The organism is Caballeronia temeraria (genome assembly GCF_001544795.2).
Taxonomy (GTDB): Bacteria; Pseudomonadota; Gammaproteobacteria; order Burkholderiales; family Burkholderiaceae; genus Caballeronia; species Caballeronia temeraria.
In genome coordinates, this window is record NZ_FCOI02000013.1 from 202,415 (window position 1) to 226,639 (window position 24,225).

General features: G+C 64.2%; 20 protein-coding genes. 5 read left to right on the forward strand and 15 right to left on the reverse strand.

Annotation, left to right across the window (positions count from 1 at the left end):
• Window positions 1-91 precede the first annotated feature (91 nt).
• On the forward strand, window positions 92-988 hold the full coding sequence (locus AWB76_RS20185; RefSeq protein ID WP_061161901.1) for an NAD-dependent epimerase/dehydratase family protein: 897 nt from the start codon (window positions 92-94) through the stop codon (window positions 986-988).
• A gap of 57 nt (window positions 989-1,045) precedes the next feature.
• On the opposite strand, the gene AWB76_RS20190 is transcribed toward AWB76_RS20185, so the two are convergent.
• The 3 genes from AWB76_RS20190 to AWB76_RS20200 form a co-directional block, all read right to left on the reverse strand.
• Window positions 1,046-2,155 (reverse strand): malate/lactate/ureidoglycolate dehydrogenase, encoded by a 1,110-nt coding sequence (locus AWB76_RS20190; RefSeq protein WP_061161902.1) that lies wholly within the window; start codon window positions 2,153-2,155, stop codon window positions 1,046-1,048.
• Window positions 2,156-2,338: 183 nt separating this feature from the next.
• Entirely contained in the window at window positions 2,339-3,808 is a 1,470-nt protein-coding gene (locus AWB76_RS20195; RefSeq protein ID WP_061161903.1) for a M20 family metallopeptidase, read from the reverse strand.
• A gap of 98 nt (window positions 3,809-3,906) precedes the next feature.
• Window positions 3,907-6,354: a penicillin acylase family protein gene (locus tag AWB76_RS20200; protein WP_061161904.1), complete on the reverse strand. Its 2,448-nt coding sequence runs from the start codon at window positions 6,352-6,354 to the stop codon at window positions 3,907-3,909.
• A gap of 61 nt (window positions 6,355-6,415) precedes the next feature.
• On the opposite strand from AWB76_RS20200, the gene AWB76_RS20205 reads away from it, so the two are divergent.
• Both AWB76_RS20205 and AWB76_RS20210 read left to right on the forward strand, forming a co-directional pair.
• A complete protein-coding gene (locus AWB76_RS20205; RefSeq protein WP_061161949.1) occupies window positions 6,416-6,601 on the forward strand; it encodes an oxidoreductase-like domain-containing protein in 186 nt (61 codons plus the stop codon).
• A gap of 93 nt (window positions 6,602-6,694) precedes the next feature.
• Window positions 6,695-7,204, forward strand: coding sequence for a DUF1993 domain-containing protein (locus AWB76_RS20210; RefSeq protein ID WP_061161905.1), 510 nt, complete (start codon window positions 6,695-6,697; stop codon window positions 7,202-7,204).
• Window positions 7,205-7,227: 23 nt separating this feature from the next.
• Here AWB76_RS20210 and AWB76_RS20215 read toward each other — a convergent pair whose 3' ends face one another.
• Together AWB76_RS20215 and mprF are read right to left on the reverse strand one after the other, a co-directional pair.
• Complete coding sequence (locus tag AWB76_RS20215) at window positions 7,228-8,523, reverse strand: virulence factor family protein (RefSeq protein ID WP_061161906.1); 1,296 nt, start codon at window positions 8,521-8,523, stop codon at window positions 7,228-7,230.
• Window positions 8,520-11,114, reverse strand: coding sequence for a bifunctional lysylphosphatidylglycerol flippase/synthetase MprF (gene mprF / locus AWB76_RS20220; RefSeq protein WP_082864475.1), 2,595 nt, complete (start codon window positions 11,112-11,114; stop codon window positions 8,520-8,522). Before mprF ends, AWB76_RS20215 begins: the two co-directional genes overlap by 4 nt.
• Window positions 11,115-11,507: 393 nt before the next feature.
• On the opposite strand from mprF, the gene AWB76_RS20225 reads away from it, so the two are divergent.
• The gene (locus AWB76_RS20225; RefSeq protein WP_061161908.1) at window positions 11,508-11,864 is read left to right on the forward strand and encodes a hypothetical protein; all 357 of its coding nucleotides are present in this window, start codon (window positions 11,508-11,510) and stop codon (window positions 11,862-11,864) included.
• Between the two features lie 15 nt (window positions 11,865-11,879).
• Here AWB76_RS20225 and AWB76_RS20230 read toward each other — a convergent pair whose 3' ends face one another.
• Window positions 11,880-12,401 carry a hypothetical protein gene (locus AWB76_RS20230; protein WP_061161909.1) on the reverse strand — a complete coding sequence of 174 codons (522 nt, stop codon included), beginning with the start codon at window positions 12,399-12,401 and terminating at the stop codon, window positions 11,880-11,882.
• Window positions 12,402-12,558: 157 nt separating this feature from the next.
• Window positions 12,559-13,254, reverse strand: coding sequence for a response regulator transcription factor (locus tag AWB76_RS20235; RefSeq protein WP_061161910.1), 696 nt, complete (start codon window positions 13,252-13,254; stop codon window positions 12,559-12,561).
• A gap of 195 nt (window positions 13,255-13,449) precedes the next feature.
• Between AWB76_RS20235 and AWB76_RS20240 the strand changes: the two genes are divergently transcribed.
• Complete coding sequence (locus tag AWB76_RS20240) at window positions 13,450-13,902, forward strand: response regulator (RefSeq protein WP_061161950.1); 453 nt, start codon at window positions 13,450-13,452, stop codon at window positions 13,900-13,902.
• Between the two features lie 120 nt (window positions 13,903-14,022).
• On the opposite strand, the gene AWB76_RS20245 is transcribed toward AWB76_RS20240, so the two are convergent.
• The 8 genes from AWB76_RS20245 to AWB76_RS20280 form a co-directional block, all read right to left on the reverse strand.
• On the reverse strand, window positions 14,023-14,958 hold the full coding sequence (locus AWB76_RS20245) for an aldose epimerase family protein (RefSeq protein ID WP_061161911.1): 936 nt from the start codon (window positions 14,956-14,958) through the stop codon (window positions 14,023-14,025).
• A 49-nt stretch (window positions 14,959-15,007) separates the two neighbouring features.
• Complete coding sequence (locus tag AWB76_RS20250) at window positions 15,008-15,847, reverse strand: ABC transporter permease (protein ID WP_374729938.1); 840 nt, start codon at window positions 15,845-15,847, stop codon at window positions 15,008-15,010.
• Between the two features lie 68 nt (window positions 15,848-15,915).
• Window positions 15,916-16,782 (reverse strand): ABC transporter permease, encoded by an 867-nt coding sequence (locus AWB76_RS20255; RefSeq protein ID WP_061161913.1) that lies wholly within the window; start codon window positions 16,780-16,782, stop codon window positions 15,916-15,918.
• Complete coding sequence (locus tag AWB76_RS20260) at window positions 16,779-17,855, reverse strand: ABC transporter ATP-binding protein (RefSeq protein ID WP_061161914.1); 1,077 nt, start codon at window positions 17,853-17,855, stop codon at window positions 16,779-16,781. The genes AWB76_RS20255 and AWB76_RS20260 overlap by 4 nt, the downstream gene beginning before the upstream one ends.
• Before the next feature lie 83 nt (window positions 17,856-17,938).
• The gene (locus AWB76_RS20265) at window positions 17,939-19,072 is read right to left on the reverse strand and encodes an ABC transporter substrate-binding protein (RefSeq protein ID WP_374729939.1); all 1,134 of its coding nucleotides are present in this window, start codon (window positions 19,070-19,072) and stop codon (window positions 17,939-17,941) included.
• A gap of 395 nt (window positions 19,073-19,467) precedes the next feature.
• Window positions 19,468-20,391 carry a hypothetical protein gene (locus AWB76_RS20270; protein ID WP_061161916.1) on the reverse strand — a complete coding sequence of 308 codons (924 nt, stop codon included), beginning with the start codon at window positions 20,389-20,391 and terminating at the stop codon, window positions 19,468-19,470.
• 131 nt (window positions 20,392-20,522) lie between these two features.
• Entirely contained in the window at window positions 20,523-21,215 is a 693-nt protein-coding gene (locus AWB76_RS20275) for a FadR/GntR family transcriptional regulator (protein ID WP_061161917.1), read from the reverse strand.
• Window positions 21,216-21,367: 152 nt separating this feature from the next.
• Window positions 21,368-24,130: a YadA family autotransporter adhesin gene (locus AWB76_RS20280; protein ID WP_061161918.1), complete on the reverse strand. Its 2,763-nt coding sequence runs from the start codon at window positions 24,128-24,130 to the stop codon at window positions 21,368-21,370.
• Between the last annotated feature and the right edge of the window lie 95 nt (window positions 24,131-24,225).

Sequence of the window (24,225 nt, forward strand, 5' to 3'; positions counted from 1 at the left end):
AAGTTTCATTTGAGACTATCGCTGTTTTTGCGAAAGTCGAAGCGGCTCATACTGCGCTCATCGCAGTTTGAACCTTTGACGGAGCAAGAACATGAACATCTTTATCACGGGCGCGGGCGGTTTCATCGGCGGCTCGATCGCGGCGGGACTCGCGCAGGACGGACATCGCGTGCGCGGGCTGATCCGTCGCGCGGAACAGGCGGACGAACTGAAACGGCTGAACATCGAACCGGTCATCGGCAGTCTGGACGATACCGCGCTGCTCGCCGCCGAAGCGCGCGCCGCCGATGCGGTCATCAACGCGGCCAGCAGCGATCATCGCGGCGCGGTCGAAGCGCTGATCGGCGCGCTCGAAGGCTCGAACAAGCCGTTTTTGCATACGAGCGGATCGAGCATTGTCGGCGATGCGTCGGGCGGCGAAGCGTCGGACAACATCTACACCGAGGACGGTCTGCCCGAACCGACGCCGGACAAGGCGCCGCGCGTCGCAATCGACAATCTCGTGCTCGACGCCGCCAAGCGTGGCGTGCGCTCGGCCGTACTCTGCAACACGCTGATCTACGGCCACGGCGCGGTGCGGGATACGGCGAGCGTTCAATTGCCGCGTCTGGAGCGTCAGGCGCGCAAGAGCGGCATCGTCCGTCACGTGGGACGCGGCTTGAATATCTGGTCGAACGTGCATATCGACGATGTCGTCGGCATCTATCGGCTTGCGCTCGAGAAATCGCCGGCGGGAACGTTCTACTTCGTCGAAAGCGGCGAGGCGCAATTCCGCGACATGACGACCGCGATGGCGAAGGCTCTCGGTCTGCGCGGGCCGGAAGACTGGCCGTTGCCGGCAGCGATCGAGGAATGGGGTTATGAAATGGCGTCCTACGGACTCGGGTCGAACAGCCGCGTGCGCAGCAAGCGCACCCGCGAGCTGCTCGGCTGGCAGCCCAAGCGCACGTCCGTGATCGAATGGATCGAAAGGGATCTGGTCGTCTGAACCCGAGCGGCGCGGCAAACTGGCTTGACCAATTTTCCGCGCCGGCTCGCATTCGAGTTACTTCAGCGCGTCCGCAAACTTCGCGATGTCCGCTTCCGGCATGCCTGATTGCGTCGCCGAATCGCGGATTTGCTTCCACGTCGTCGGATCGATCGCGATGCCGTTCGCGCTGCGATCCGCGCGACGCGCCTCTTCCGGCTCGCCCGGCGCGTAGATCGCATCGATACCTTCGGCGCGCGGCGACGCCTTCATCCATTCGAGAAACGCCTCGGCTTCCGCCTGGGCCTTGGGCGCATCGAAAGCGTTCGGATCGACGATCACCGAAGTCATGCAGTTGATGATCGCGCTCGACTGCTCCAGCGTGTCTTCGTGCGTCGTATAGCCGCCCGAGAGCGCGCCGCCGAAAATCTCGCACAGCGCCGCCAGTCCCGAACCCTTGTGCAGGCCGAACGCGGTGAGCGAGCCGAACGGCTCCTCGTGCATCACCTTCGGCTCGATGGTCGGCTTGCCTTCGTGATCGAGCAGCATGCCCGGCGCGACCTTCACGCCCTTGTTGTACGCGACGCGCGTCTTGCCATACGCGATGCCCGCAGTCGCAAAGTCGAGCACGAGCGGGCTCTTGCCGTCGCGCGGATAGGCGGCGCAGAACGGATTCGTGCCGAAACGCCTGTCGATGCCGCCAAAGGGCGCGACGAGCGGATCGCCCGCGACGTTCACGAAGTGGAACGACACGAGTCCCGCCTTCGCGCACTGTTCCGCCCAGTGGCCGATGCGCCCGATGTGATGCGCATTGCGCAACCCGACCGCGCACACGCCGAGCTTCTTCGCCCGTTCGATGCCGTGCTCCATCGCCTCGTAGGCGACGACCTGGCCGAAGCCCTTGCGGCCATCCACAGTCAGCACCGCGCCGGCGTCGCGCACGATTTCGGCATGCGTGTTGAGCTTCAACTGCCCTTCGGCGAGCGATGCGACATAGCGCGGGATCATGCCGACGCCGTGCGAATCGTGGCCCGACAGATTCGACATCACGAGATGATCCGCGACCAGTTCGGCCTCGCGCGGCGCGCTGCCGGCGGATTCCCAGATGGCACGGACATAGGCGTGCAGCGTGTTCGCGTCGATGCGCTGTTCGGCGGCCGAAGGGGTGGACGTGGGGGATGCGTTCATTGCGACACTCGTCTCCATAGTTGATGGCTCGCGCGCTCGTTTTTGAGATGCGCGCGGGCTATCACTTTACAGACGATCAACTGGCCTTACCAGTTTGTTTTTACAAAATCGCTGAAAACCGACGAAAAAAAGCCCGGGCGAACCGGGCTTCCCAAACGAAACGAAGGCTGAACGCTCTTCCCCTCAAGGCGCAGCCGCGATCACCTCGGCAACCGAGGCGGTCAGCTTCTTCGCATACGGCACATGCAGGAACTCGTTCGGGCCGTGCGCGTTCGACTTCGGACCGAGCACGCCGCACACCATGAATTGCGAGCGCGGGAAGCCTTCCTTGAGCGTGTTCATCAGCGGAATCGTGCCGCCTTGGCCGATATACGCGACATCCGCGCCGAAATGGCGTTTCGATGCCTCGTTCAGCGACGTCCGCAGCCACGGCGCGAGATCCGGTGCGTTCCAACCCGTCGCCGCGCCCACTTCGGGCTTGAACGTGACCTTCGCGTTGTACGGCGGATCCATTTCGAGCAGCCGCTGCAGCCTCACGACCGCACTCGCCGCGTCGACGAGCGGCGGCAAACGCAAGGACAACTTGAACGCCGTGCGCGGCGCGAGCACGTTGCCCGCATCGGCGAGCGGCGGCAGGCCCGACGCGCCCGTCACCGTGAGCGATGGACGCCACGTCGAATTGAGCAGCGCTTCGCGCGGATCGGTGGTCGTCGGCAGAACGCTGCCGCCATCGGCGCCGCAGGCCCACGGCAGCTTCTTCCAGACGTCGTCGCCGAGGATGCGCGCGGTCATTTCGGCTTCGCGCCGGCGCGGAATCGGAATCGGACAGTGGAAACTCTCCGGCAGCAGATTGCCGGTGCTCGAATCTTCGAGGCGCTCGAACAATTGCCGCAAGATGCGGAACGCCGACGGCGCGATGCCGCCATAGCCGCCCGAGTGGATGCCTTCGTCCAGCACCTGCACTTCGAGATCGCCCGCGACGAGCCCGCGCAGCGAAGTCGTGAGCCAGAGCTGATCGTAATTACCCGCGCCGGAATCGAGGCAGATCACGAGGCCGACATCGCCGAGCCGCTCGCGCAATGCGTCGATGTAAGGCAAAAGATCGTAGCTGCCCGATTCCTCACACGTTTCGATGATGCCCACGCAGCGCGGGCGCTCGACGCCCTGCGCATCCAGCGCCGCGAGCGCGGTGATGCTGGCGTAGGTGGCATAGCCGTCGTCGGCTCCGCCGCGGCCGTAGAGCTTGCCGTCTTCCAGCTTGGGCGTCCACGGGCCGAGGTCGCTGCGCCAGCCTTCGAACTCCGGCTGCTTGTCCAGATGGCCGTACAGCACGACCGTTTCCGTGCTGCCCGAGCGCGTGGCGGGCGCTTCGAAGAAAATCACCGGCGTGCGTTCCGGCAGGCGCACGATCTCGACCTTGAGACCTTTGACCGGCTGCGTTTTGATCCAGTCGACCGCGTCCGTGACCACGCGTTCGATGAAGCCGTTGCGCGCCCAGTCGCTGTCGAACATCGGGCTCTTCGCGGGCACGGCGATGTAGTCGGTCAGTGCAGGCACGATCTCGTCGTTCCATTTGCGATCCACGAATTCCCGCAGCGCGGCGGAATCGATCCGTACTGCTTCATCGTGTTGCGTGCTGTCGCCGATAGTCATGACCGTGTATCCATTCGAGGCAAACTTCAATAATAGACGGGATTTGCCCGCGTCTCGACCCGGCGCCGCGCGCCGCATGCGTGTTTTGCGCGGTTTTTTCAATGTTTTGGCGAGCCGGTCCCGCCGTCGCGCGTTCCTGAAATGGTGATGCGCGTCGTTGCCGGCTCGGAATCGATCGCCTGTTCGGTGAACGGAAAGCGCGACCAGCGTTTCGCGGCGAACGCGCGCGTCGCGTCGCCCGAGTGCGGCGAGGCCGGATCGTCCGATTCGGAGTGCGACAGCATCGTGTCGGCTTCCACGCCGTTTTCGCCGAACGTGACCACCTGGACATAGCTGTCGCCCTGGCCGCTGATGTCCATCGGATAACCCTTCGCGTCGAGCGGACGCCGCGCGCAGACGATTCCGAAGTAGCCCGCTTCGTCGCATCCGCCGTAGAGCGGCACGCGCGCGCCGTTGCGCGTCGTGTAAAGAATGTCGCCGCGCCGCGAATCGAGCGCGAAGCCGTTCAGCTTCAGCGCGAGCGCCGCGCCGCCCAGCGCCTGGCGCAAGTCCTGCACGACCGCCGGATTGTCGACGTTGAAGCCCGCGGGCGTCGCGAGCGGCTTATTCGGATCGAAGCTCGTCTCGTACAAACGCTCCGGCGCGATGCGCTGCGCGCGCAGCCAGAACTCGTCCCACAGATTCGCGCCGCGCGAGTCGGCATCCGCTTTGCCGTCCCAGTTGCGCAGCACCGTGCAGGCTTCGTGCAGCGGCCCGATGGCTTCGTCGACGGTGCAGACCGCGTCGAGCAGCGGCTGACGGAAGAGCCGCTCGGACATCGAATTCGTCGCCAGCACCGCCGATTCCAGCGCCTCGCGCGTCACGCCGCCGCGCTCGCGTTGCAGGCGCGCCGCGAGCATATGGCCGTAGCGCGTGCGCAGCGACTGCTCGACGCGCGTCGCGCCCGCGATGCGCGGATAGCCCGACAGCGGCGCATTCGCGTTGGTGAGCCAGTAGCTGTCGTTGAAGTTGCCGACGTAATCGCCGCGCACGATGTTCGGCAGTTGCTCGACGGGCAGCGCGCCCGGCTGCACGCTCGCCGGATCGACGGACCACGCGCACGCGCTTTTCGAGCCGTCGAGGAACGGCACGCCCGGCACGCGGCCCGCGAACGCGCGGCCGGCGGGCGTCGTGCAGGCCTGTGCGAGCGCGTCGGGCACGTCCGGGATCGGGCCGATGTCGGCGAACCAGACACGGTCGTCGCCGCGCCCGATGGCGAACGTGTTGACCCACGGCATGCCGGCGTAGCGCTTCTGGATCGCCATGAAGTCGACGAGCGAACGCGCCTGATTCCACGCGAAAAAGTTCTGGAACGCGCGCGTGTTGTCGATGTTCACGTCGGCGAATGCATAGGCGTGTTGCGCGGTCCAGCCGAGGCCCTGCGCCATCGGCGAAAGGTCGATGACCGGCCCGAAACGCGTCCTGTACAGCGTGCGCGACACGGATTCGTAGGTGCCGTCGGCGCGGCGCGAGCGCACGGTGAGCGGCACGGGCGTCATCGCTTCGCTTTGGCCGTCGACGAGATAGCGCGTCGGATCGGCGGGATCGAGCGCCAACTGAAAAATGCCGAAGCGCCGCGCGCTCGACACCGTGTGCGTCCACGCGATGTTTTCGTTGAAGCCGAGCACGATCAGCGGCACGCCGAGAAACGACACGCCCGCGACGTTCACCTGTCCGGGAATCGTCAGTTGCGCCTGATAAAAGCGGTCGGGGCCGCGCCAGAACCAGTGCGGATTGCCGAACAGGATGCTGCGTTTGTCGCGCGTGATCGGCGCGCCGAACGCGAGCGCATTGCTGCCGATGCCCGAATGCTCGCCGATGGGATATCGCAACGATTCCAGCTTCGTCTGCGCGCTATCGCCCCGTGAAGACGCCGCTGCCGGCTTCGGCGGCTGGGCGATGACGATCGGCGTCAGAAAGCGCGCCGAGCCCCCCGCCAGATTCGCCGCGATCAGGCGCAGGTAGATGTCGTCGGCGCTGATCTTGTCGACCCACGGCTTGCCGCGGCACGCCGCGTGGGCATCCGGGAACTTGCCGGCGTTCAGATCGGCGAGATAGCGGTCGTAACCGTTCGCGAAACCGTCGATCAGATTGCGGAGTTCGGGAGATTGCGCCGCGCGATAACGTTCGACGCTCGCCTGATCGCCCACCAGCCGAAAGAAGAAATCGGCGTCGATGTTGCGCGGCTGGCCGAAGGTCGCCGGGGAAGCCGGCCGCGCGTCGGGACCGAAATACGCCGAGCGCTCGCCGCGATAGGTGACGAAGCCGTCAGCGAGCGTGCAGAGATTGTCCTGCGCCTGCGCGTACCCGAAACCGAAGCCGAGGCTGCCCCAATCGGCCGCGCGAATATGCGGAATGCCGTCCTGCGTGCGGCGGATTTCGGCGCTCCAGGCGTTTTGCGCGTTCGAATTCGTCTGGTCCGGACCGCCCGGCGCCGGCGCGACGCAGCCGGCCAGCAAGGCGCTCGTGAGCGCGGCGAAGAGCGCAATGCCGACGATCTGATTCATCGCGTGAGTCCCTCGGTTCGATCGCCAGAGTCTAGCCGCCCGCGTGCGCCCGGCAAAGCCGATGCACAATGGAGCGATGAACGATTCATCCAGTCATACCGACGATCCGCGGCCGTCGCCGCCCGAATGTCCGTTGCCGGAAGACTGCTGCCAGAGCGGCTGCAATCCGTGCGTCTTCGATTTGTACCAGGACGCGCTGGACCAATACAGTGCCGATTTGCGCGCGTGGGAAGCGCGGAATCTTTGAGACTCCCCGGCGATTCAAGCAATCAACCGTGCGCGGCGCTATGCTTGTCTGCCCTGTCGCTGTCGAAACCCGAACCTCAAGGAGCGCAAGCCCATGTCCCTTACGATGTATCGCGCCTCGATTCCCGTGTTTATCCGTGGACTCGAAGTGTGCTCGGATTTGCTGAAGAAAGGCGCCGCCTTCGCCGATGAAAAAGGCCTCGCTCACGCCGATGTGATCAGCGCGCGTCTCGCGCCCGACATGCTGCCGCTCGCCGCGCAGATTCAGCGCGCGAGCGATACGGCGAAACTCTCGGCGGCGCGTCTTGCCGGCGTCGAGGCGCCGCGTTTCGAGGACGACGAGGACAGCTTCGAGACGCTGCAGGCACGGATCGAGAAGACGATCGCGTTTCTGAAGAGCATCGACAAGGCGTCGCTGGCCGGTTGCGAAACGCGTACCGTCACGCTGAAGTTTCCGGACTTCTCGCCGTCGTTCTCGGGCGACGATTATCTCTTCGGCTTCGGGCTGCCGAATTTTTATTTTCACGTCGTGACGACGCACGACATCCTGCGTCATCTCGGCGCGCCGATCGGCAAGCGGGATTATCTCGGCCCGCTCAAGTAAGCGGGCCGCGGCGTGGCGCTGCGTTATCCTTGCCGCGCCGCGATCTGCTTGCGCCAGCCCGCGAGGATGCGGCGCGCGAGCGCATCGTAGTCGCCGCCGAAGTGGTGATCGCCCGGCAGCTTCACCACTTCGATGCCCGTCTTCGTCAGCGCGGGACACAGCGTATCTTCTTCCTTCTCGCCGTAGATGCACTGCACCATCGACGGCGGCAGTTTGTCCAGTTCCGGCCGCACCTTGAGCGCCTTCTCGCTCGCCTTCATGCCGAGCCAGCCGGTCACGCGAATCTGAAAGTCCGCGTCGGGCGCAAAGCCCATCAGCGAAATGTACGACACCTGCGCGCGCGCCGCGTCCGGCAGACGGTTGTACGCGAACGGCATCACGTCCGCGCCGAACGAATAGCCGACGAGCGCCACATGGCTCGTATGCCAGCGCGCGTTATACGTGCGGATCACGCGGGCGATGTCGTTGGCGGTTTGCTGCGGCGTCTTCTCGCTCCAGAAATAGCGCAGCGAGTCGATGCCGATCACCGACACGCCATCGCGTTGCAGCGCGAGCGCCATCGTCTTGTCGAGATCGCGCCAGCCGCCGTCGCCGGAAATGACGATGGCGAGCAGATCGGTCGGCTGCGCGGCGCGCAGTTCGATCAGCGGCAGATCGGAGACGTCGCTTTCGGTCGCGGGCGGCGCTTTTTTCAGATGCGGCGCCGTCATCGCGACGAGGGCGTCGGCCTTCGTGCGGCCCGTTTCCAGCAGAGCCGTGTACTCGAAGAAGCCCGGCAAGCCCTTCGCGTGGATGATGGTCGAATCGGGCGCGCACGGATTGAAACGCGCGTCGAGCATCGGGTCGGCGGCGAGCGACACGGCGCCCGCCACGGTATTGTCCGGCGCCTGCTTCAGCGCGCTTTCCGCGATCGTCGCGCCCTGCCCCGTGCCGACGAGGATCGGCGAAAAATAATGATTCGACTGCACGGTGCGTTCGAGCTGATGGCTCATGTTCTCCGCATCGCCGACGAGGTTGTGGCAGGCCTTCTCGGTCTTGTCGGCGGCAATGCGCGCGGCATAGCGCGGCGTGTCGACGCCGATGACCATCGCGCCCTTGGCGGCGAGCGCATCGGCGGCCTGCTGATCGGCCGGTGTCCAGCCGCTTTTCTCGGAGAACAGCACGACGAAGCCGGTCATGTCGCCGATGGGCTTAGTCAGCTTCACCTGACCATAACGACCGCCGGAAATCGATTCGGCGGCATGCGCCATACCGGTCAGGGATGCACCACAGACGGCGGCCACCAGGAGCGCCGCCGCTTTCTTGCCAAGGAATTTCATGAACGCCAGCCGCCCGCGAGCAGCGAAAGATCTGCCAAAGTGAAAAATACGCCGACCGAACCGGACGCCGCCAGATAGCGCGGCTCCCAGCGCGGCTGGAACTTGCTTTTGAATCCGCGCAAACCGCGGAAGTTGTAGAAACGTCCGCCGAAGCGCCACACGAGGCCCGCGAGCCGATGCCAGTGCGATGCGAGCGGCGTCGGCTCCATGCCCGAAAGCGGCGCGATGCCGAGCGACAGCGACTTGAACCCCGCATCCTTCAGATGCAGCGCGAGCTTGGTGAAGAGGTATTCCATCGCGTAAGGCGACGCGGCCGACACATGGCGCATCACGCCGACGGTCGCTTCGGTGTTCATGTCGGTCGTCATGAACGTGACGAATGCGACCGGCTTGCCCGCCTGACGCACGAGCAGCACCGATTGCGCCGCGAGATATTCCTCGTTGAACGCCGCGACCGAGAAGCTCTTTTCGCGCGCGGAACGGCTATCGAGCCAGTCGTCGGAGATGGCGCGCAGCATCGGCATGCTTTCGGCGATCCGCTCTACGCCGATGACTTCCGTGTCGAAGCCATCGCGCTCGCCGCGCTTGAGCGCATAACGCAAATGCGAGCGATGCGCGCCCTTCAGATCGAAATCCGACAGCGCGACGTGCGCTTCCTCGCCGAGCTTCATCAGCGTGAGACCGGCGTCGAGATAGAGCGGCAGCGCATCGGCGCGCACCTGATAGAAAGCCGCGCGGCCGTTGTGTGCATGCGCGAGCTCGACGAACTTGCGGATCAGTTCCGCCCATTCGCGGCGCGGACCGACCGGATCGTGCAGCGCGGCCCATGTGCGGCCGTGCTTCGCGTACATCAGGAAGGCTTCGCGCGACTCGGAGAAGAGGAAGCTCTTGTCGCCCATCATCGCGAGGCCAGCGTCGCTGCGCTCCTGCGCGCGGAAGATGCGCGCGGCATCGGCGAGATCCTGCGGCGCGGGCTTCACGAAGCGGCCCGCCGCGGGGCGCAGCAGTTGCCACACGGCGAAGGCGGCTGCGAACAGCGCCGCCGCGAGCGTCGCGCGCAAGGCACGCGGGGCGCGCTCGTCGAAGGCGAACTGCCACCAGAGATCGCGGCTGTACGGCACGTCGCGGAACGCGAAGAACATGATCCAGACGGCGAGCGCCATCACGACGCCGATAGAAATGAGCCACGTCGCGGTGAAACGCTCGGCGAAGAGCGACGAACGGCGATTGAAGCGCTCGCGCGTCAAAACGAGCAGCACGACGAGGAACGCCAGCACGCCCGCTTCGACGAACGCGAGACCCTTCGCAAGCGATAGCGCGAGGTTGGTCACGGCGAGCACGAGCGCGAGCCACCAGGCGGCGTCAAGCCGGCGCATCAGGCCGCGCGCGACGAAAAGCAGCAGCACGCCGAACACCGAACCGAGCAGTTGCGAGCTTTCCAGCACCCACAGCGGAACGATGGTCTGCAACAGCGCGATGCGCATCTTGAACGCGGGCGTCGCACCCGAGATCACGAGCATCGAACCGGCCGCGAAGGTGACGATCGACAGGAACACTGGCGCGAGCTGCGACACGCGAGCCGGGCTCAGGAAGTTGAAACGGCCTTTCAGCGCCCGGCCTTCGAACGCGGCCATGACGCCGGCCGACAGGATCAGCGGCAGGCCGAAGTAGATTGCGCGATACGCGAGCAGCGCGGCGACCACGTCCGGCGTCTCGACGCTGCCGCCGAGCGCGTACACCATCGCCGCTTCGAACACGCCGACGCCGCCCGGCGTATGGCCGATCATGCCGAGCAGCATCGCCGCCGAGAAAACCGTCATGAATTCGCCGAAGCCGACTTGCGGGTTCGGCAGGAGCGCCCAGAGCGCAAGACCGGCGCCGAATACGTCGACGACGGCGAGCGCCGTCTGCGCGACGAAATCGCGGCGCGCCGGCACGGTGAACGACAGCCATTTCCAGCGCGATTGCAGCGTGCGCGGCTCGCGTCCGCAGACGATGACCATTGCCGCGAACACCGCGAGCAGCGCCGCGCCGATCGCGCGCAACACGACGGGCGACAGATGCAGCATGCCGGAGAGCGTGCCCGCGCCGAAAAGCATGCCGGCGGCGGCCATGAATGCGAGCGACAGCGCGAGCGTGACGCTCGTGAAGATCGTCAGGCGGCCGACCTGCGCGGGCGTGACCTCGGCCGCGCCGTACACGCGGCAGCGTACGGCGCCGCCTGTCAGCGCGCCGAAACCCGTCACGTTGCCGAGCGCCGAACCGACCGTCGCGCCGACCCACAGCAACGAGCGCGGCACCGAAACGCCGATATGACGCAGCCCGACCGCGTCACGCCCGGCGAGCGCGGCGAAACTGAGCGCCGTGGCGAGAAGCGCCGCGACCCAGGCTTGCGGCGTCATCATGCGCAGTGAGTGGATGACCGACTTGTAATCGACCGAGCGCGAAAGATGCTGGAAGACCACGAGCAGCAGCACGCAGATCACGACCGTGAGTACGGGCGCGGCGAGCCGCTGAAGATCGACACCGCCGGACGGACGTCCGAGCGGGGAAATGGCGCGAAGCCGGGCGAGCAACTTTGTGCGAGACATGCGTTCTATCAAACTGGCTCACGCTGCCGATCGTCAGCAATTTGGCGACGACAGCGAGACATCACGATTATCGGGACCCGCGCACGACTCGCGGCCGGTGAGCGCCATTTCGGCTCCCGCCGCCCGCGCTCGCGCCATACAAAAGGCTTCAAAGCATGAAACGCCTATATAACGGCGACGGTTGACCCGACTTGACTAATATTGGGAAAACTACGGATCGAAAGCTTACTTTCAGATCTGGCGCGGTTTTCCGGACGGCGCGAGCGGCACGAACGAGCGATCGTGCGCGCTTTACGGTTTGTCAGGGAAACGGTTAGGATCGACAGCCGCATGGCGTCGGATGAACATGGGACGGTAGCTTAAGCGGACACTACAGAAAAAGGCATCGGAATCATGAGAAAAACCACAGCAATCTTGCTTTCCGCCATCGGCGCGTCTTTTTTGAGCGCCTGCGTCTCGACCGACGACGCCCTGCTCAAGACCGTGCCCTTCGGCTCGGGGACGTCGCAATACAGGCCGTACGACTTCATCCGCTGCGTGAAGGAAAAATGGACGCCGATCGCGCCGCGCGTGCGCGAGTACTCGCCGAGTTCGGATACGCTGGCCGTTTCCGTGCCCAGCGGCGGCATGACGAGCCAGTCCGTGGTGCTCGTCATCGCGCAGGCATCGGCGAGCGGCACCGGCTATACGATTTACGGCGATATCGCGGCGGCGGGCCGATACGTCACGGCGACGCACACCTGCGATTAATCCCCGTTTTCGCGCTCAGGACGGCTTGCCGTTGCGCATGTCGATGCCAGCCTGATGCGTCCCGACGACGCGTCCGATCAGATATCCGTCCGATGCGCACGCGTTGACGCGTTCCTTGCCGTCCCACTGGATCTTGTACTGATCGTCCTGGGAGTGGACCGCCGATGCGTCGAATTTGCGCTTCGCCTTGCCGCCGTTGCGCGCGTCCTCGCCGACGAGTCGGTTCCAGGTGAGCGCGTAGCCGTAGCGCACGCCGTCGGCGAAAGCGTCGTCGTCGCAGACTTGAGATGGTGGCGTCGTCTTTATCATCAGATGATAGCCATTCGCGGTGCCGACCATGATGCGCTGCTCGCCCGGCTGCGCCGAGGATGCGGGCGCCTTGGTCGCCGCGCGAATCGCCTGCGCGGTCGCCGATGCAGACGCCGCCGCGGCTGCGTCGGTGTCGGTCTGCTGCGGAAGCGGCGCGCATGCGCCGAGAAGCAGCGCCGCTGTCACCGTGAATGCCGTGCCGGCGCCTTGCGTTTTTATGAACGTCATCCTGCGAATCACCTACGCTGACTCCATCTCAAATTAAATTCGGGCTCTACCTTACCATCCCGGGCTGCATTCCTCGGAACGATGAAAAAAACGCAGCGCGGATGCAACGACGCGGGCGCCCTTTCGGAGCGCCCGCGTCGAAGAGTACGAACGGAAGTCAGGAGGCCGACGACGTATTGCTCATCGGCATTTCGATGCCGCGCCGCGCCATTTCGACGATCAGAAACGTTCGCCGCGTGACGTGAAAGCGCGCGAGCAAGTCGCTCGAGTATTCCTTGGCGGTGTTTTCGCTGATGTTCATCTTGCGCGCGATCGCCTTGTTCGACAGCCCTTGCAGCAGATAGCGCAGCGTCTCGGTGAGGCGCGGCGGCAGATCGAGCGATTCGACCGTCACGCCCGCATGCGGCGAAACGGGCTTTGGGCTGTGGCCGCCCTTGCCCAGCACGGTGTTCGGCAGATAGACGCGCCCGTTCAGGATCGTCTTCAGCGCTTCGCGAAACACGCCCGCGCCCTGCTCGCTGCCCTTCGAGATGAATCCGCACGCGCCGTTCTTGATGCATTCGAGCACGGTGTCGCGGTCGTCCTGCGCCGAAAGCATGATCGTCTGGACTTCGCGCTCTTCCTCGCGGATCCAGTTGAGCAGATCCATGCCGGTGTCCTGGCCGCGCAGGTGGTAATCGAGAAACATCAGATCGTAGGTATTGGCGGAAAGCTTGGCTTTCGCCTGCTCGAAGCCATCGGCTTCGTCGATTTCGAGCAATGGCTCGTTCGCCAGGATGAGGCTTTTCATGGCGCTCCTGGTGAGCCCTTCGTCCTCAACTAGCAACACAGTTTTGAAATAGCCATTTTCCATTGCGACGCTCCGAGAACGTTTCCGATATTACGCGCGCCCTGCACGGATTCCACCCTCCTTTCGCAGGGATACATTCGGCAGTCTCCCAAAATCCTCCGTCGTCCCCTCCCGTGCCGGGTTTAGCGATTGGCACGTCCGGTCGAAACTGGTCGCAGTCGAATCACCACGTAACCCAAAACGAGAATGGAGGATGAGATGTCAAGCCGTCTGGCCGCCAACGAAAGCGAATTCGCCTTGTGGCGTATCAAGCGAGCGCGCACCGGAGATGCATCGCGCCGCGTGCTGATCGCCCACAAGGACAAGTCGATCGGCGATTCGCTCGCCGTGCAACTTCGGCTCAAAGGCTTGCAGGTCATCCTTTCGCAGGATCTGAAATCCGTGCGCGCGCTCGTCAATAGCTGGCAGCCGCACGCCCTTCTTCTCGATACGAGTCTCGACAACGAATCCGGCTACGTCTTTCTGCGCACGCTGCGCACGGACGGCGACGTGACCGGCCGCCTGCTCGTCGCGATGAGCAACGTCTGGCCGGCCGATCCCGTGCAAACGCTGAAGGACGCCGGTTTCGACGCCCATTGCCGCCGGCCTTGCGCGACGTGGCGCATCGTCGATCTCGTTGAATCGTTCTTTTCGATGCCGCTCACGCGCTGATACGCACACCGGATGGAGGTGCCGCCATGAACCGAGATGCTTGCCTCGTCGTCGGGAGTCCGTTGCCGGCGAATGCGTCGCGCGTTCCGGCGGGCGCACGCGCCTGTGTCGAGGCGCGCGTCAGGCGGCGTCGCCGTCGCGCCGGGCCAGGTTCGCGCCGGCTGCCATCACGAGCGACGCCGCTATTTCACTACCTGGCTCGATGACCGCAACGCCGGTTCCTGACAAGCCGTTCGCCGCGAGGTTGAAGCCGTCGCTGACGTGCGACACCGGTTCGACGCATAGATACGCCGCGCCCGCCGGACAATGCACGACGACGTGGTTCAGCGGATCGTCGGCGGTCAGTTCGAGTGTGCGGCCGTCCGCGTAACGCAGCGTCGCGCGGCGGTCCCAGCCGCTCAGATAGCGCGTGTAGCCTTCCACCTCGCGCTCGTGAAGAGGCACGGGCCGCTCGGGCGTCGGTTCGATCGCGATTTCCGCTTCGTGGCGCCAGTGCGTCGTCGTGTGGAGCTCGGCTTCCTGCGCGTCGAAGTAAGGATGAAAGCCGAAGCCGACGGGCATCGCGCTCGACGAGCGGTTCGCAATGCGCATCGACAGCCGCGCGCCCTGAGCGTTCGCCTCGATCATTTGCACGGCCTCGAACGCCCACGGCCAGCCGTGCTCGCCCTCGCCGTGCACATAGCGCATGACGACGCAATCGGCCTCCTGAAGCTCGACGGTCCACGGCGCAAACTGGCCGAAGCCGTGCAAGGCGTGCGTCATGCCGGGAAACGTCGCCAGCTCGACGACGGAACCGTCCGGTGCGGGAAAACGCGCATCGCGCACGCGATTCGAAAACGGCACGAGCGGATAGCTGCCGCCCTTGGGCCACGCATCGCACGGCCAGCCGGCGAGCGTCACCGGCACGAGCCAGTCACGCAGTCCGCGCGCGTCCTGCGTGGCGAAGCGCGTGATGCGCCCGCCCGCCATCGGCGCGATTTCGATGACATGCGGCCCGCTGGAAATGCTCAGGCGCGGCTCTGCGTCCAACGCTACGACTTCACGGAATTTCGTCACTTTCTGTACTTCTATACGGAAAAAGCCCGCGCGGCGGCGCGGGCGCACATCACTGTTTCTGTTCCTTCACGCGCGACACGAGCTGCGTCGGGCTCACGAACTGCAGCGCGATCAGCACCCAGATCATCGTGATGGCCATGTAGATCATCGCCATTGCGTCGATGGACTGCGGCGCGCGCACGCCCGTCGAAAACACCGCGTAATACAGCGCGACGACGAGCGTCTGGGTCGTCGGCCCGGCGGTGAAGAACGTCAGCTCGAACATGCCGATGGTGCGCACCAGCACTAGCAGGCCAGCAGCCAGCATGCCCGGCACGAGCAGCGGCAGCAGTACGTAGCGGAAGTAGCGCAGCGTGTTCGCGCCGAAGATGCGCGCGGCCGATTCCAGATTCGGATCGATCTGCTCGATGAACGGCGTCATCACGAGAATGACGAACGGCAGCGCAGGCACCAGGTTCGCGAGGATCACGCCGGTCAGCGTGCCCGCGAGATGGAACTTGTACATGACCGTCGCCATCGGGATGCCGTAGGTCACGGGCGGCACCATCAGCGGCAGCAGGAACACGAGCATCGCGAAGCGCTTACCGGGGAACTGCACGCGGGCGAGCGCGTAGGCCGCCGGCACGCCGAGCGCGATGGACAGCAGCACCACCGCGCCCACCACTTCGAGCGTCACGAGCAGCACGCTCGAAAGCTGAAAGTCGCTCCACGCCTGCGCATACCAGTGCAGCGTGAAGCCTTGCGGCAGCAGCGTGCCGAACCAGCGCGTCGCCACCGAATTCACGGCGACGGTCGCGATCAGCAGCAGCACGTTGACGAGGAAGAAGGCCATCGTCGTCCAGACGAAGAACTTCCACAATCTGTCGCGCAGGCTCGCTTGCTGTTTCATCGGTTTGCCGGGGCTTTGAGTCAGGGCGCCGGCCTGCCAGCCGGACGCCGCACGGTTATCGGTTGTCATTATCCCTTGCCTCCCGTCACCGGGCCCGTATAAAAGAAGCGTCGCGCGCCGAGCATGCCGCCGACGACGAGCAACTGCACGAAGCCCATCACGATCGCGATCGTCGATGCGAGCGCGTAGTCGTAGCTCTCGAACGCAGCCTCCGATGCGGCGATCGAGATCACGCGCGTCGGGCCGGCGGGAGCGCCGAGCAGCACCGCGGACGGAAACACCGAAAACGCCTGCACGAACGAAAGACACGCGGTCATCGTAAGGCCGGGCAGCAAGAGCGGCAGATAGATCTGACGGAACTGCTGCCACGGACTTGCGCCGAGCGTCGCGGCGGCGCGCGCGAGCGTAGGATCGATGCCCGTCACGTACGACAGCGTCAGCAGAAACGCGAACGGAAATCCCGACACGATCAGCGAAATCAGCACGCCCCAGTAGTTGTGCGTGAGCCGCACTTCGTCGCCATAGAGATGCAGCGCCTGCAACGCCTGCGGAAACCAGCCGTTCGGGCTGAAATAGGTCAGCATGCCGTCGGCGATCAGCACCGTGCCGAGCGTCACCGGCACGACGAGCAGCGTCGTCACGAACTTCTGCCACGGCGACGTGCGGCGCAGCGCGAACGCCACCGGCACCGACACGCCCACGTTGATGATCGTCGCGGGCACGGCGAGCTTGAGCGTGACGATGATGGTCGGCCACATCGACGAGTCGGTAAAGAACGTGACGTAGTTCGTCCACATGCTGCCGCCGTTCATCGGATTGAACGACAGCATCAGCCCGTATGCGAACGGATAGATGAACAGCGCGAGAATGAAGATCAGCGCCGGCGCGACGAGCCAGCCCTTCGGATCGCGTTGCTGCGCGGGAAGCGCGATCATTTTTCTTCTCCGTACACGAGCGTCTTAGAAGGCGCCACGCGCAGCGAAATGCGCTCGCCTTCGCTGCATTCGCCCGCGATGCGCGCCCATAGCTTGCCGAACGCCGTTTCGACGATGATGAGCGAATCGCGTCCGCCGTACTCGACGACTTCGACGTGCGCATCGAACGCGTTCTCGGCGCCGGGCGTCGTGCGCTCCATGTCCTCCGGACGCAAGGCGACCGAAACGCGCTTGGTGTCGAAACCTTCCATCGGCGTGCCGAGCAGGCGCACGCCGTTCGCGTTCACCGCGACGCAATCGCCCTGCGTGCCTTCGAGCGTCGCCTGCACGACGTTGCGAAAGCCCATGAATCGCGCGACGTGCAGGTTTTTCGGCCGCGAATAGACTTCCTTCGGCGACGCCACCTGTTGCACGACGCCCTCCTTCATCACGACGATGCGATCGGCCATCGAGAGCGCTTCGTCCTGATCGTGCGTCACGTAGATCGTCGCGCGCTCCAGCTTGCCGTGGATGCGGCGAATTTCGGCGCGCATCTCGATGCGCAGCTTGGTGTCGAGGTTCGAAAGCGGCTCGTCCATCAAGACGAGCGGCGGTTCGATGACGATCGCCCGCGCAATCGCGACGCGCTGCTGCTGGCCGCCGGAAAGCTGGCCGGGCAGCTTGGCGTCGTGGCCGATCAGCTGCACGAGCTGCAAGGCGGCCTTCGCGCGCTTCGTCGCCTCGGCCTTCGATACGCCGCGCATCTTCAGCCCGAAGCCCACGTTATCCAGCACCGACATGTGCGGAAAGAGCGCGTAGTTCTGAAACACCATGCCGAAGCCGCGCTTTTCGGGCGGCAGAACGTCGATACGTTTTTCATCGAGCCAGATGCCGCCGCCCGTCAATGGCTGCAATCCGGCGATGCAGTTCAGCGCGGTCGACTTGCCGCAGCCCGATGGCCCGAGCAGCGCGATGAATTCGCCGCGCTGGATGTTCAGATCGAGGCCCTTCAACGCCGCGAGCTGCTGCCCTTCCGCGTTGGTGAAGCTGCGCGACACCGAGTCGAGGCGCAACTGCTCAAAAGTGTGCTTCATGACAATTTCCCGCGCTTTTTTGTACAAGCGGCGACGCTCCTCGCGAGGAACGTCGCCGTCTCATTACAGCGATACGTCGACTTTTACTTCGTCTTCGCCGCGCCGATCTCGCGGTCCCATTTCTGGAACGCCGCGACCATGGCCTGTGCGTTCAGCGGCAGCACGTGCGGACGGTCGGCGAGCAGCTTCGCGTACTCCGGCCGGCCGAACTTCTGGATGACTTCCTGGCTCTTCGCGGGCGCCATCGACAGCGGCACGTCCTTCACCGCCGGACCGGGGTAGAAATAGCCGTCGTCATAGGTCAAGGCTTGCTGCGCCGGCTCGAGCATGAAGTTCATCAGCTTGTAGAGCACGTCGAGCTTTTCCTTCGGCACGCCCTTCGGGATCACCATGTAGTGCGCGTCGTTGACCCAGGTCATGTTGTCGAATGCGCCGATCTTGAATTCCGCCGGCACGATGCCGAGCGCGCGCGGGTTGATGTCCCAGCCAGTCACCGTGACGGTCATGTCGCGCGTGCCTTCACCCAGCTCCTTCATCACCGCCGACGTGCCACCCGGATAGTACGGGATGCAGTCGTTCAGTTGCTTGAGGAACGCCCAGGTCTTGTCCCAGCCGTTGATCGGGTCCATCGGGTCCTTGTCGCCGAGCACGTACGGCAGACCCATCAGGAATGTGCGGCCCGGGCCGGAGTTCGCCGGACGCGCATAAATCAACTTGTTCGGATGCGCCTTGCACCACGCGAGCAGTTGATCCGGCGTCTTGGGGACGTCGGTGACCTTGGCCGGGTTGTACTCGAGCAGCGGTCCTGCCGGCATGTAGGTCACTTCGAGACCGTAGCCTTGCGCGATGTCCTGCATCTTGCGCGGACCGGGCGCGTATTTGTCGAGCACGCCGGGGAACGCCTTCGCGTTGTCGGGCAGCAGCTTTTCCCACAGGCCTTGCTGGATGCCGGCCGCCAGCGCGTCGGTGCCGGTCACGACGAGGTCGATGTCCGAGCGCCCCGCTGCCTGCATCGCCTTGATCTTGCCCGGCAGTTGCGGCGCGGGCGCGTTCGTGAACGTGATGCTGGACACGAGGTCCGGGTATTTGGCCTTGAACGCCTCGAAGCCCTTTTGCGTCAGTTGCAGATTGCCTGCAACGTCGACGATGTTGATCGATACGGGATCGGCCGCGTAGGCCGCGCTCATGCCGAAAGCCGCGCTGACAGCGACGCACATCGCCGCCAGTTTCACTGACAGTCCTGCCTTGAAAGCCATTTTGTCTCCTCACTTCTCTCGCAACCACGGTCGGGAAGAGGTCCGGTCATTGGGTCGACTTGGTGAATGTGTCGATTGTGTTGATCGCCGGCCTGTTTGTTTGTACTTCGTTCTGATCTTCGCGTGTCTTTAGGCGCGTGCGTCCTCGCTTGCGACTGGGATGCTGAAAAATAGCTAACGGGGTTATAGGATGTCAAGCAAATCCGGCCCGGCGCGGCTGTTACCGAAACAGTCCCAAAGCGCTTTTTCCTCTGCCGATAGCACTTTGCAAGCTTTCTCGGGATATACCCCGAGCGCGTGTTACCTCGGCGTTTAACCTGCATTTAACTGGGGTTTCCTGCAGGTTTCGCCCTCAGCTACGATTTGCGAAGCGATTCGTCGAACGCGAGTAACGCACGTGCTTCCCGTGCGATGGCGGGCAACGCGCCTTCAGGCGATGCGCTCAGTAGCGGCAGGATCGGTCCCATATCGGCGATGCCGGATAGCGTCACGGCATCGTGCAGCACGCGGATCAGCGAGATGTCGTCGCGAAGCGTCTCAAGCGGCAGAAAGCGCTCGTAGAGCGCGCCCGCGTCCTTCCCTGCTTTCGCGGCATGCAGCAACGCGGTCACGGCATGCGGCGCGACGCATCCTGAACCCGTCGTCCACGATGCAAGCCCGAAGTCGCGCACGTGAATCAGCGCCGGGCGCTCGCCCATGCCCGACACGACTTTCGATGCCGGCACGCTTTGCAGCAATCGCCGCAGATAGTTGTCGTCGGCCGGATCGTTCTGCACGATCGCGTATTTCACGGCGAGCAGCGTGCCGTCATCGACGAGTCCGGCGAGCGTGTCCACATCGACATAACTTTCGCTTTTGATATAGAGCGTGAACGGCATGCCGGCGATATCGGTGAGACGCCTGAGGCCGGTCGCGACGCCCTCGGCGGTCGTGAAGCCCGCGAGCGGCAGGATCATCGCAGCGCGGTAGTGGGTCTGAGCGAGAATCCGCGCCTGATCGAGCATCTTGCCGTAATCCGGACCGACGGCGGGAATCACGCGCGTCCCCGGCGCTGCGAGCGCAGCCAACATGTCAAGCAAATCGCGAAATTCGCCCACCGCGACGTGGTACAGGTTTGCATTGCCGCCATAAAGCAACGTGCGCACCCCACCCGCTTCGATGTGCGCAATCAACTTTCGGTTTGCTTCGACATTCAGCGAATAGACCGCGCGACGCGCGAGAGGCGGCACCGCCACGACGGATTCGGACAACTCGCTGACAACGATGGGATCGGTATTCATGAGACCTCGCAGGATCGACGGACGGTGCGCCGAAGTTAGCAAGGCAGTTCTAAGTTGTCAAACAACTTTGCCGTCCGTCTCCCGATTTAGCGTCGATTAGCCAAGGTTGTGTGACAACCGCCCAGACGCGGCTAATCGCCGAACATGCGGTCGAGCGCGTTTTCGAGATGCGTCCTCATCGCTTTGCCGGCGCGCGCGGGATCACGGGCGCGGATGGCTTCGAGCACGTCGAGATGTTCCCGCTGAACGACACGCTGCCGTTCGAGCGTTTTTACGAAGGACAAATTGCGCGACAGGTTCATGCTGACTTCGACCTGCTCCTCGATGAACGACAGGACGGTGATAAAAAACGCGTTCTTCGACGCCCGCGCCACCGCGAGATGGAACGCGAAATCGTCTTTTGCGCCGATGCCTTCCTGCGTCTCGACGACCCGTTCGAGTTGGTCCCAGGCTTCCTGAATCGCGCGAATATCCTGCTCTTCGGCCTTGATGGCAGCGAGTTCCGCCGCGCCGGACTCCGTCACGACGCGAAATTCGTAGCACCGGCGAATGTCGGATAGTGTTTCGAGCGGTGCGAAACGGCGCACGTCGGGATCGGGGCGGCGTCCGACTGTCGTCCCCGATCCGCGCCGCGTCACGATGATGCCGTCCGCGCGCAGCCGCGCGAGCGCTTCGCGCACAGTTGGGCGCGAGGTCGCGAAACGTTCGGCCAATGCGTGTTCGGTGAGGAGGCGGTCGCCTTCTTTGAACTCGCCTTCCATGATGCTGTTGAGGATGTCGCTATAGATCCGGTCGGCGAGTCCGGATGACTTACGCTCGTTCATGTTCGCGCGTGACGTGCTTGTCAGAGTAGTGACCGATTGTAAGGCAGATTTTTTCCAAGGGATTAGATGGGCCAGACGCGCGTCCAAATAAAAATCGGTCGACGCAGAGACTGCGTCGACCGATCTGGTCACTCGGGTACTACGTCAGATGCTTACCACTGATGACCCGCACCGATGGTGAACCCGACGTTGCCGGAGCTGCTCGTATTGCCCGAGGCCTTCACGACCCAGCGGTCGTCCTGCGTCACATACGAGATGCCGATTGCTGCGCCGGAAGCGCTCGCGTAGCGCGCGCCCGCGACGGACACCATGGTCTTGCCCGGCCCGGTCGGCTGCGGCAGTCCCGCTGCGGCCATTGCCGCGGCGATACCGCCATAAGCCGTGCTGGCGACGTTGTTGATCTGGCTCTGCACGCCGGCGATGCGCGAATCGGTATAGCTTTGCGCCTGCGCCGATGCCAGGTTCAACTGCCGGACGTTGACGGCGTCGGTGTCCTGCGTGCCGTTGGCGACGTTCGTGATCTGGCGTTCGTTGCCCGCCGATCCGACCGACACCGTGTTCGCACGATCGGCCATCGAGTTCGCGCCGAGTGCGACCGAATTGTCGGCGGTTGCGCTCGCGTTCGCGCCCATCGCGGTGGCGTGTACGCCGGTGGCGCTGGCGACCTCGGTGCTACGGTCCCCGTCGGCCGCGAACAACGGATTGCCGCTGCTCTCGGCGATGTTCGTCACGCGGTCCAGCGCGGCGTTCATCTGGTTCACGTTCACGGCATCCGTGCCCGCGACGCCTTCCGCGACGTTGTGAAGCGTCGTGGCGCCGGTGCCGTTGCCGAGCGTGAGGCTCGAGTAGTCGGCTTTGCCGTCCGATCCGCTGTCGTAGGTGACAGCCGTCTTGTTCGAGCCGTTGTTGTCGATGAGGCCCGCCTGCTTCAACTGTGACACGTTGACGGCGTCGGTATCCGCCGTGCCGGCCGCGACGTTCGTGATCTGGCGTTCCGCGCCTGCCGCACCGACCGACACCGTGTTCGCACGATCCGCCTTCGAACCGGAGCCCAATGCGACCGAGTTGGCAGCCGTCGCCGACGCGCCGCCGCCGATCGCCACCGACTCCGCGCCGGTCGAGGACGAATCCGCCAGCGTCGAATTGGCGTGGAAGTACTTGATGCCGGCGCCGTCGTTGATGTCGTTCAACGTCGTGTTGATCGTGTTGATGTCGGTGGTGTTCTGCGTGACGCGGCCGTCGAGATCAGTGAGCGCACCGCCGACGGTGTTGAACGTCGAGCCGTCTGAGAACGTGTAGGTGGGCGGCTTGATCGTGCCGTCTGCGTTGACCGTCGAATCACCACCCAGTGCCGTCGCGGTGCTCGCTGCGGTCGCGTAGAGCTGCGAGCCGTTGATCGCTTCGTGGCTATTGGGGCCGACCTTGCCGTTTGCCACGTTATCGATCGTCACGTAAGGTTGCGGTTCCGTATCTGCCGCATGCAGCGTGATTTTGGTGTGGGTCGAGTCGTCATAGGTCACGGAGTTCGCGACGCTGGACGCGACTGTCGAATTCAACTGGGAAACGTTGACGGCATCGGTGCCTTCCGTGCCCGCGGCGACGTTGGTGATCTGACGTTCCGTGCCCGCCGCGCCAACCGACACCGTATTCGCGCGATCCGCAACGGAGTTGGAGCCCAGCGCGACAGCGTTATCCGCCGATGCGACCGCGTTACCGCCGATCGCCACCGCGTCGACGCCCTGCGCGGATGAATCCGCCAGCGTCGAATTGGTGTGGAAGTACTTGATGCCGCCACCGTTGTTGATGGTGCTCAGGGTCGTGTTGATGGTCGTGATGTCAGTGGTGTTCTGCGTCACGCGGCCGTCGAGATCAGTAAGCGCACCGCCGACGGTGTTGAACGTCGAGCCGTCTGAGAACGTGTAGGTGGGCGGCTTGATCGTGCCGTCTGCGTTGACCGTCGAATCACCGCCCAGCGCCGTCGCGGTGCTCGCTGCGGTCGCGTAGAACTGCGAGCCGTTGATCGCTTCGTGGCTCGTCGCGTCGACCTTGCCGTTGGCCACGTTATCGATCGTCACGTAAGGCTGCGGTTCCGTATCTGCCGCATGCAGCGTGATTCTGGTGTGGGTCGAATCGTCATAAGTCACGGAGTTCGCGACGCTGGACGCGACTGTCGAATTCAACTGGGAAACGTTGACGGCATCGGTGCCTTCCGTGCCCGCGGCGACGTTGGTGATCTGACGTTCCGTGCCCGCCGCGCCAACCGACACCGTATTCGCGCGATCCGCAACGGAGTTGGAGCCCAGCGCGACAGCGTTATCCGCCGATGCCACCGCGTTGCCGCCGATCGCCACCGCGTCGACGCCCGTTGCGGAGGAATCCGCCAGCGTCGAATTGGTGTGGAAGTACTTGATGCCGCCACCGTTGTTGATGGTGCTCAGGGTCGTGTTGATGGTCGTGATGTCAGTGGTGTTCTGCGTCACGCGGCCGTCGAGATCAGTAAGCGCACCGTCGACGGTGTTGAACGTCGAGCCGTCTGAGAACGTGTAGGTGGGCAGTGTGATCGTGCCGTCTGCGTTGACCGTCGAATCACCACCCAGCGCCTTGGTGACACTCGTTGCGGTCGCGAAGAGTTGCGAGCCGTTCACTGCTTCGAGGCTGTCTACAGTCACCGCGCCGGGTGCGACGTTCTTCAGCGTGACAGGCGTTCCGTCCTTACCGAACGTCACGCTCGTGTGGTCGGGGTCGTCATACTGAACGGTATTGGTGATCGCTACCGACAGAGAGTCGACACCCGTCGAGAGCGAGGTAATGCCGGAGTTGGCCGTGCTGAGACCCGTCGACAGCGAGCTCACGTTCGACGTTACGGTGCTCATGCCGGTCGACAGCGAACTGACGTTGGACGTTACCGTGCTCATGCCGGTTGACAACGAACTGTATGCGGTCCTTCAGGGACGCCCTAGCAATGGACGAGTGATTCTCTGATGCTACCTGTCCACGTGGACAGCTGGGA

Excerpts from the sequence above, each read along its gene's own strand:
- AWB76_RS20200 (WP_061161904.1), bottom strand. The coding sequence starts at position 6,354 with ATGAATCAGATCGTCGGCATTGCGCTCTTCGCCGCGCTCACGAGCGCC.
- AWB76_RS20270 (WP_061161916.1), bottom strand. The coding sequence starts at position 20,391 with ATGAATACCGATCCCATCGTTGTCAGCGAGTTGTCCGAATCCGTCGTG.
- AWB76_RS20260 (WP_061161914.1), bottom strand. The coding sequence starts at position 17,855 with ATGAAGCACACTTTTGAGCAGTTGCGCCTCGACTCGGTGTCGCGCAGC.
- AWB76_RS20250 (WP_374729938.1), bottom strand. The coding sequence starts at position 15,847 with ATGAAACAGCAAGCGAGCCTGCGCGACAGATTGTGGAAGTTCTTCGTC.
- AWB76_RS20185 (WP_061161901.1), top strand. The coding sequence starts at position 92 with ATGAACATCTTTATCACGGGCGCGGGCGGTTTCATCGGCGGCTCGATC.
- AWB76_RS20275 (WP_061161917.1), bottom strand. The coding sequence starts at position 21,215 with ATGAACGAGCGTAAGTCATCCGGACTCGCCGACCGGATCTATAGCGAC.
- AWB76_RS20265 (WP_374729939.1), bottom strand. The coding sequence starts at position 19,072 with ATGTGCGTCGCTGTCAGCGCGGCTTTCGGCATGAGCGCGGCCTACGCG.
- AWB76_RS20195 (WP_061161903.1), bottom strand. The coding sequence starts at position 3,808 with ATGACTATCGGCGACAGCACGCAACACGATGAAGCAGTACGGATCGAT.
- AWB76_RS20190 (WP_061161902.1), bottom strand. The coding sequence starts at position 2,155 with ATGAACGCATCCCCCACGTCCACCCCTTCGGCCGCCGAACAGCGCATC.
- AWB76_RS20255 (WP_061161913.1), bottom strand. The coding sequence starts at position 16,782 with ATGATCGCGCTTCCCGCGCAGCAACGCGATCCGAAGGGCTGGCTCGTC.
- AWB76_RS20235 (WP_061161910.1), bottom strand. The coding sequence starts at position 13,254 with ATGGAAAATGGCTATTTCAAAACTGTGTTGCTAGTTGAGGACGAAGGG.
- AWB76_RS20240 (WP_061161950.1), top strand. The coding sequence starts at position 13,450 with ATGTCAAGCCGTCTGGCCGCCAACGAAAGCGAATTCGCCTTGTGGCGT.
- AWB76_RS20210 (WP_061161905.1), top strand. The coding sequence starts at position 6,695 with ATGTCCCTTACGATGTATCGCGCCTCGATTCCCGTGTTTATCCGTGGA.
- AWB76_RS20230 (WP_061161909.1), bottom strand. The coding sequence starts at position 12,401 with ATGACGTTCATAAAAACGCAAGGCGCCGGCACGGCATTCACGGTGACA.
- AWB76_RS20280 (WP_061161918.1), bottom strand. The coding sequence starts at position 24,130 with ATGAGCACGGTAACGTCCAACGTCAGTTCGCTGTCGACCGGCATGAGC.
- mprF (WP_082864475.1), bottom strand. The coding sequence starts at position 11,114 with ATGTCTCGCACAAAGTTGCTCGCCCGGCTTCGCGCCATTTCCCCGCTC.
- AWB76_RS20215 (WP_061161906.1), bottom strand. The coding sequence starts at position 8,523 with ATGAAATTCCTTGGCAAGAAAGCGGCGGCGCTCCTGGTGGCCGCCGTC.
- AWB76_RS20205 (WP_061161949.1), top strand. The coding sequence starts at position 6,416 with ATGCACAATGGAGCGATGAACGATTCATCCAGTCATACCGACGATCCG.
- AWB76_RS20225 (WP_061161908.1), top strand. The coding sequence starts at position 11,508 with ATGAGAAAAACCACAGCAATCTTGCTTTCCGCCATCGGCGCGTCTTTT.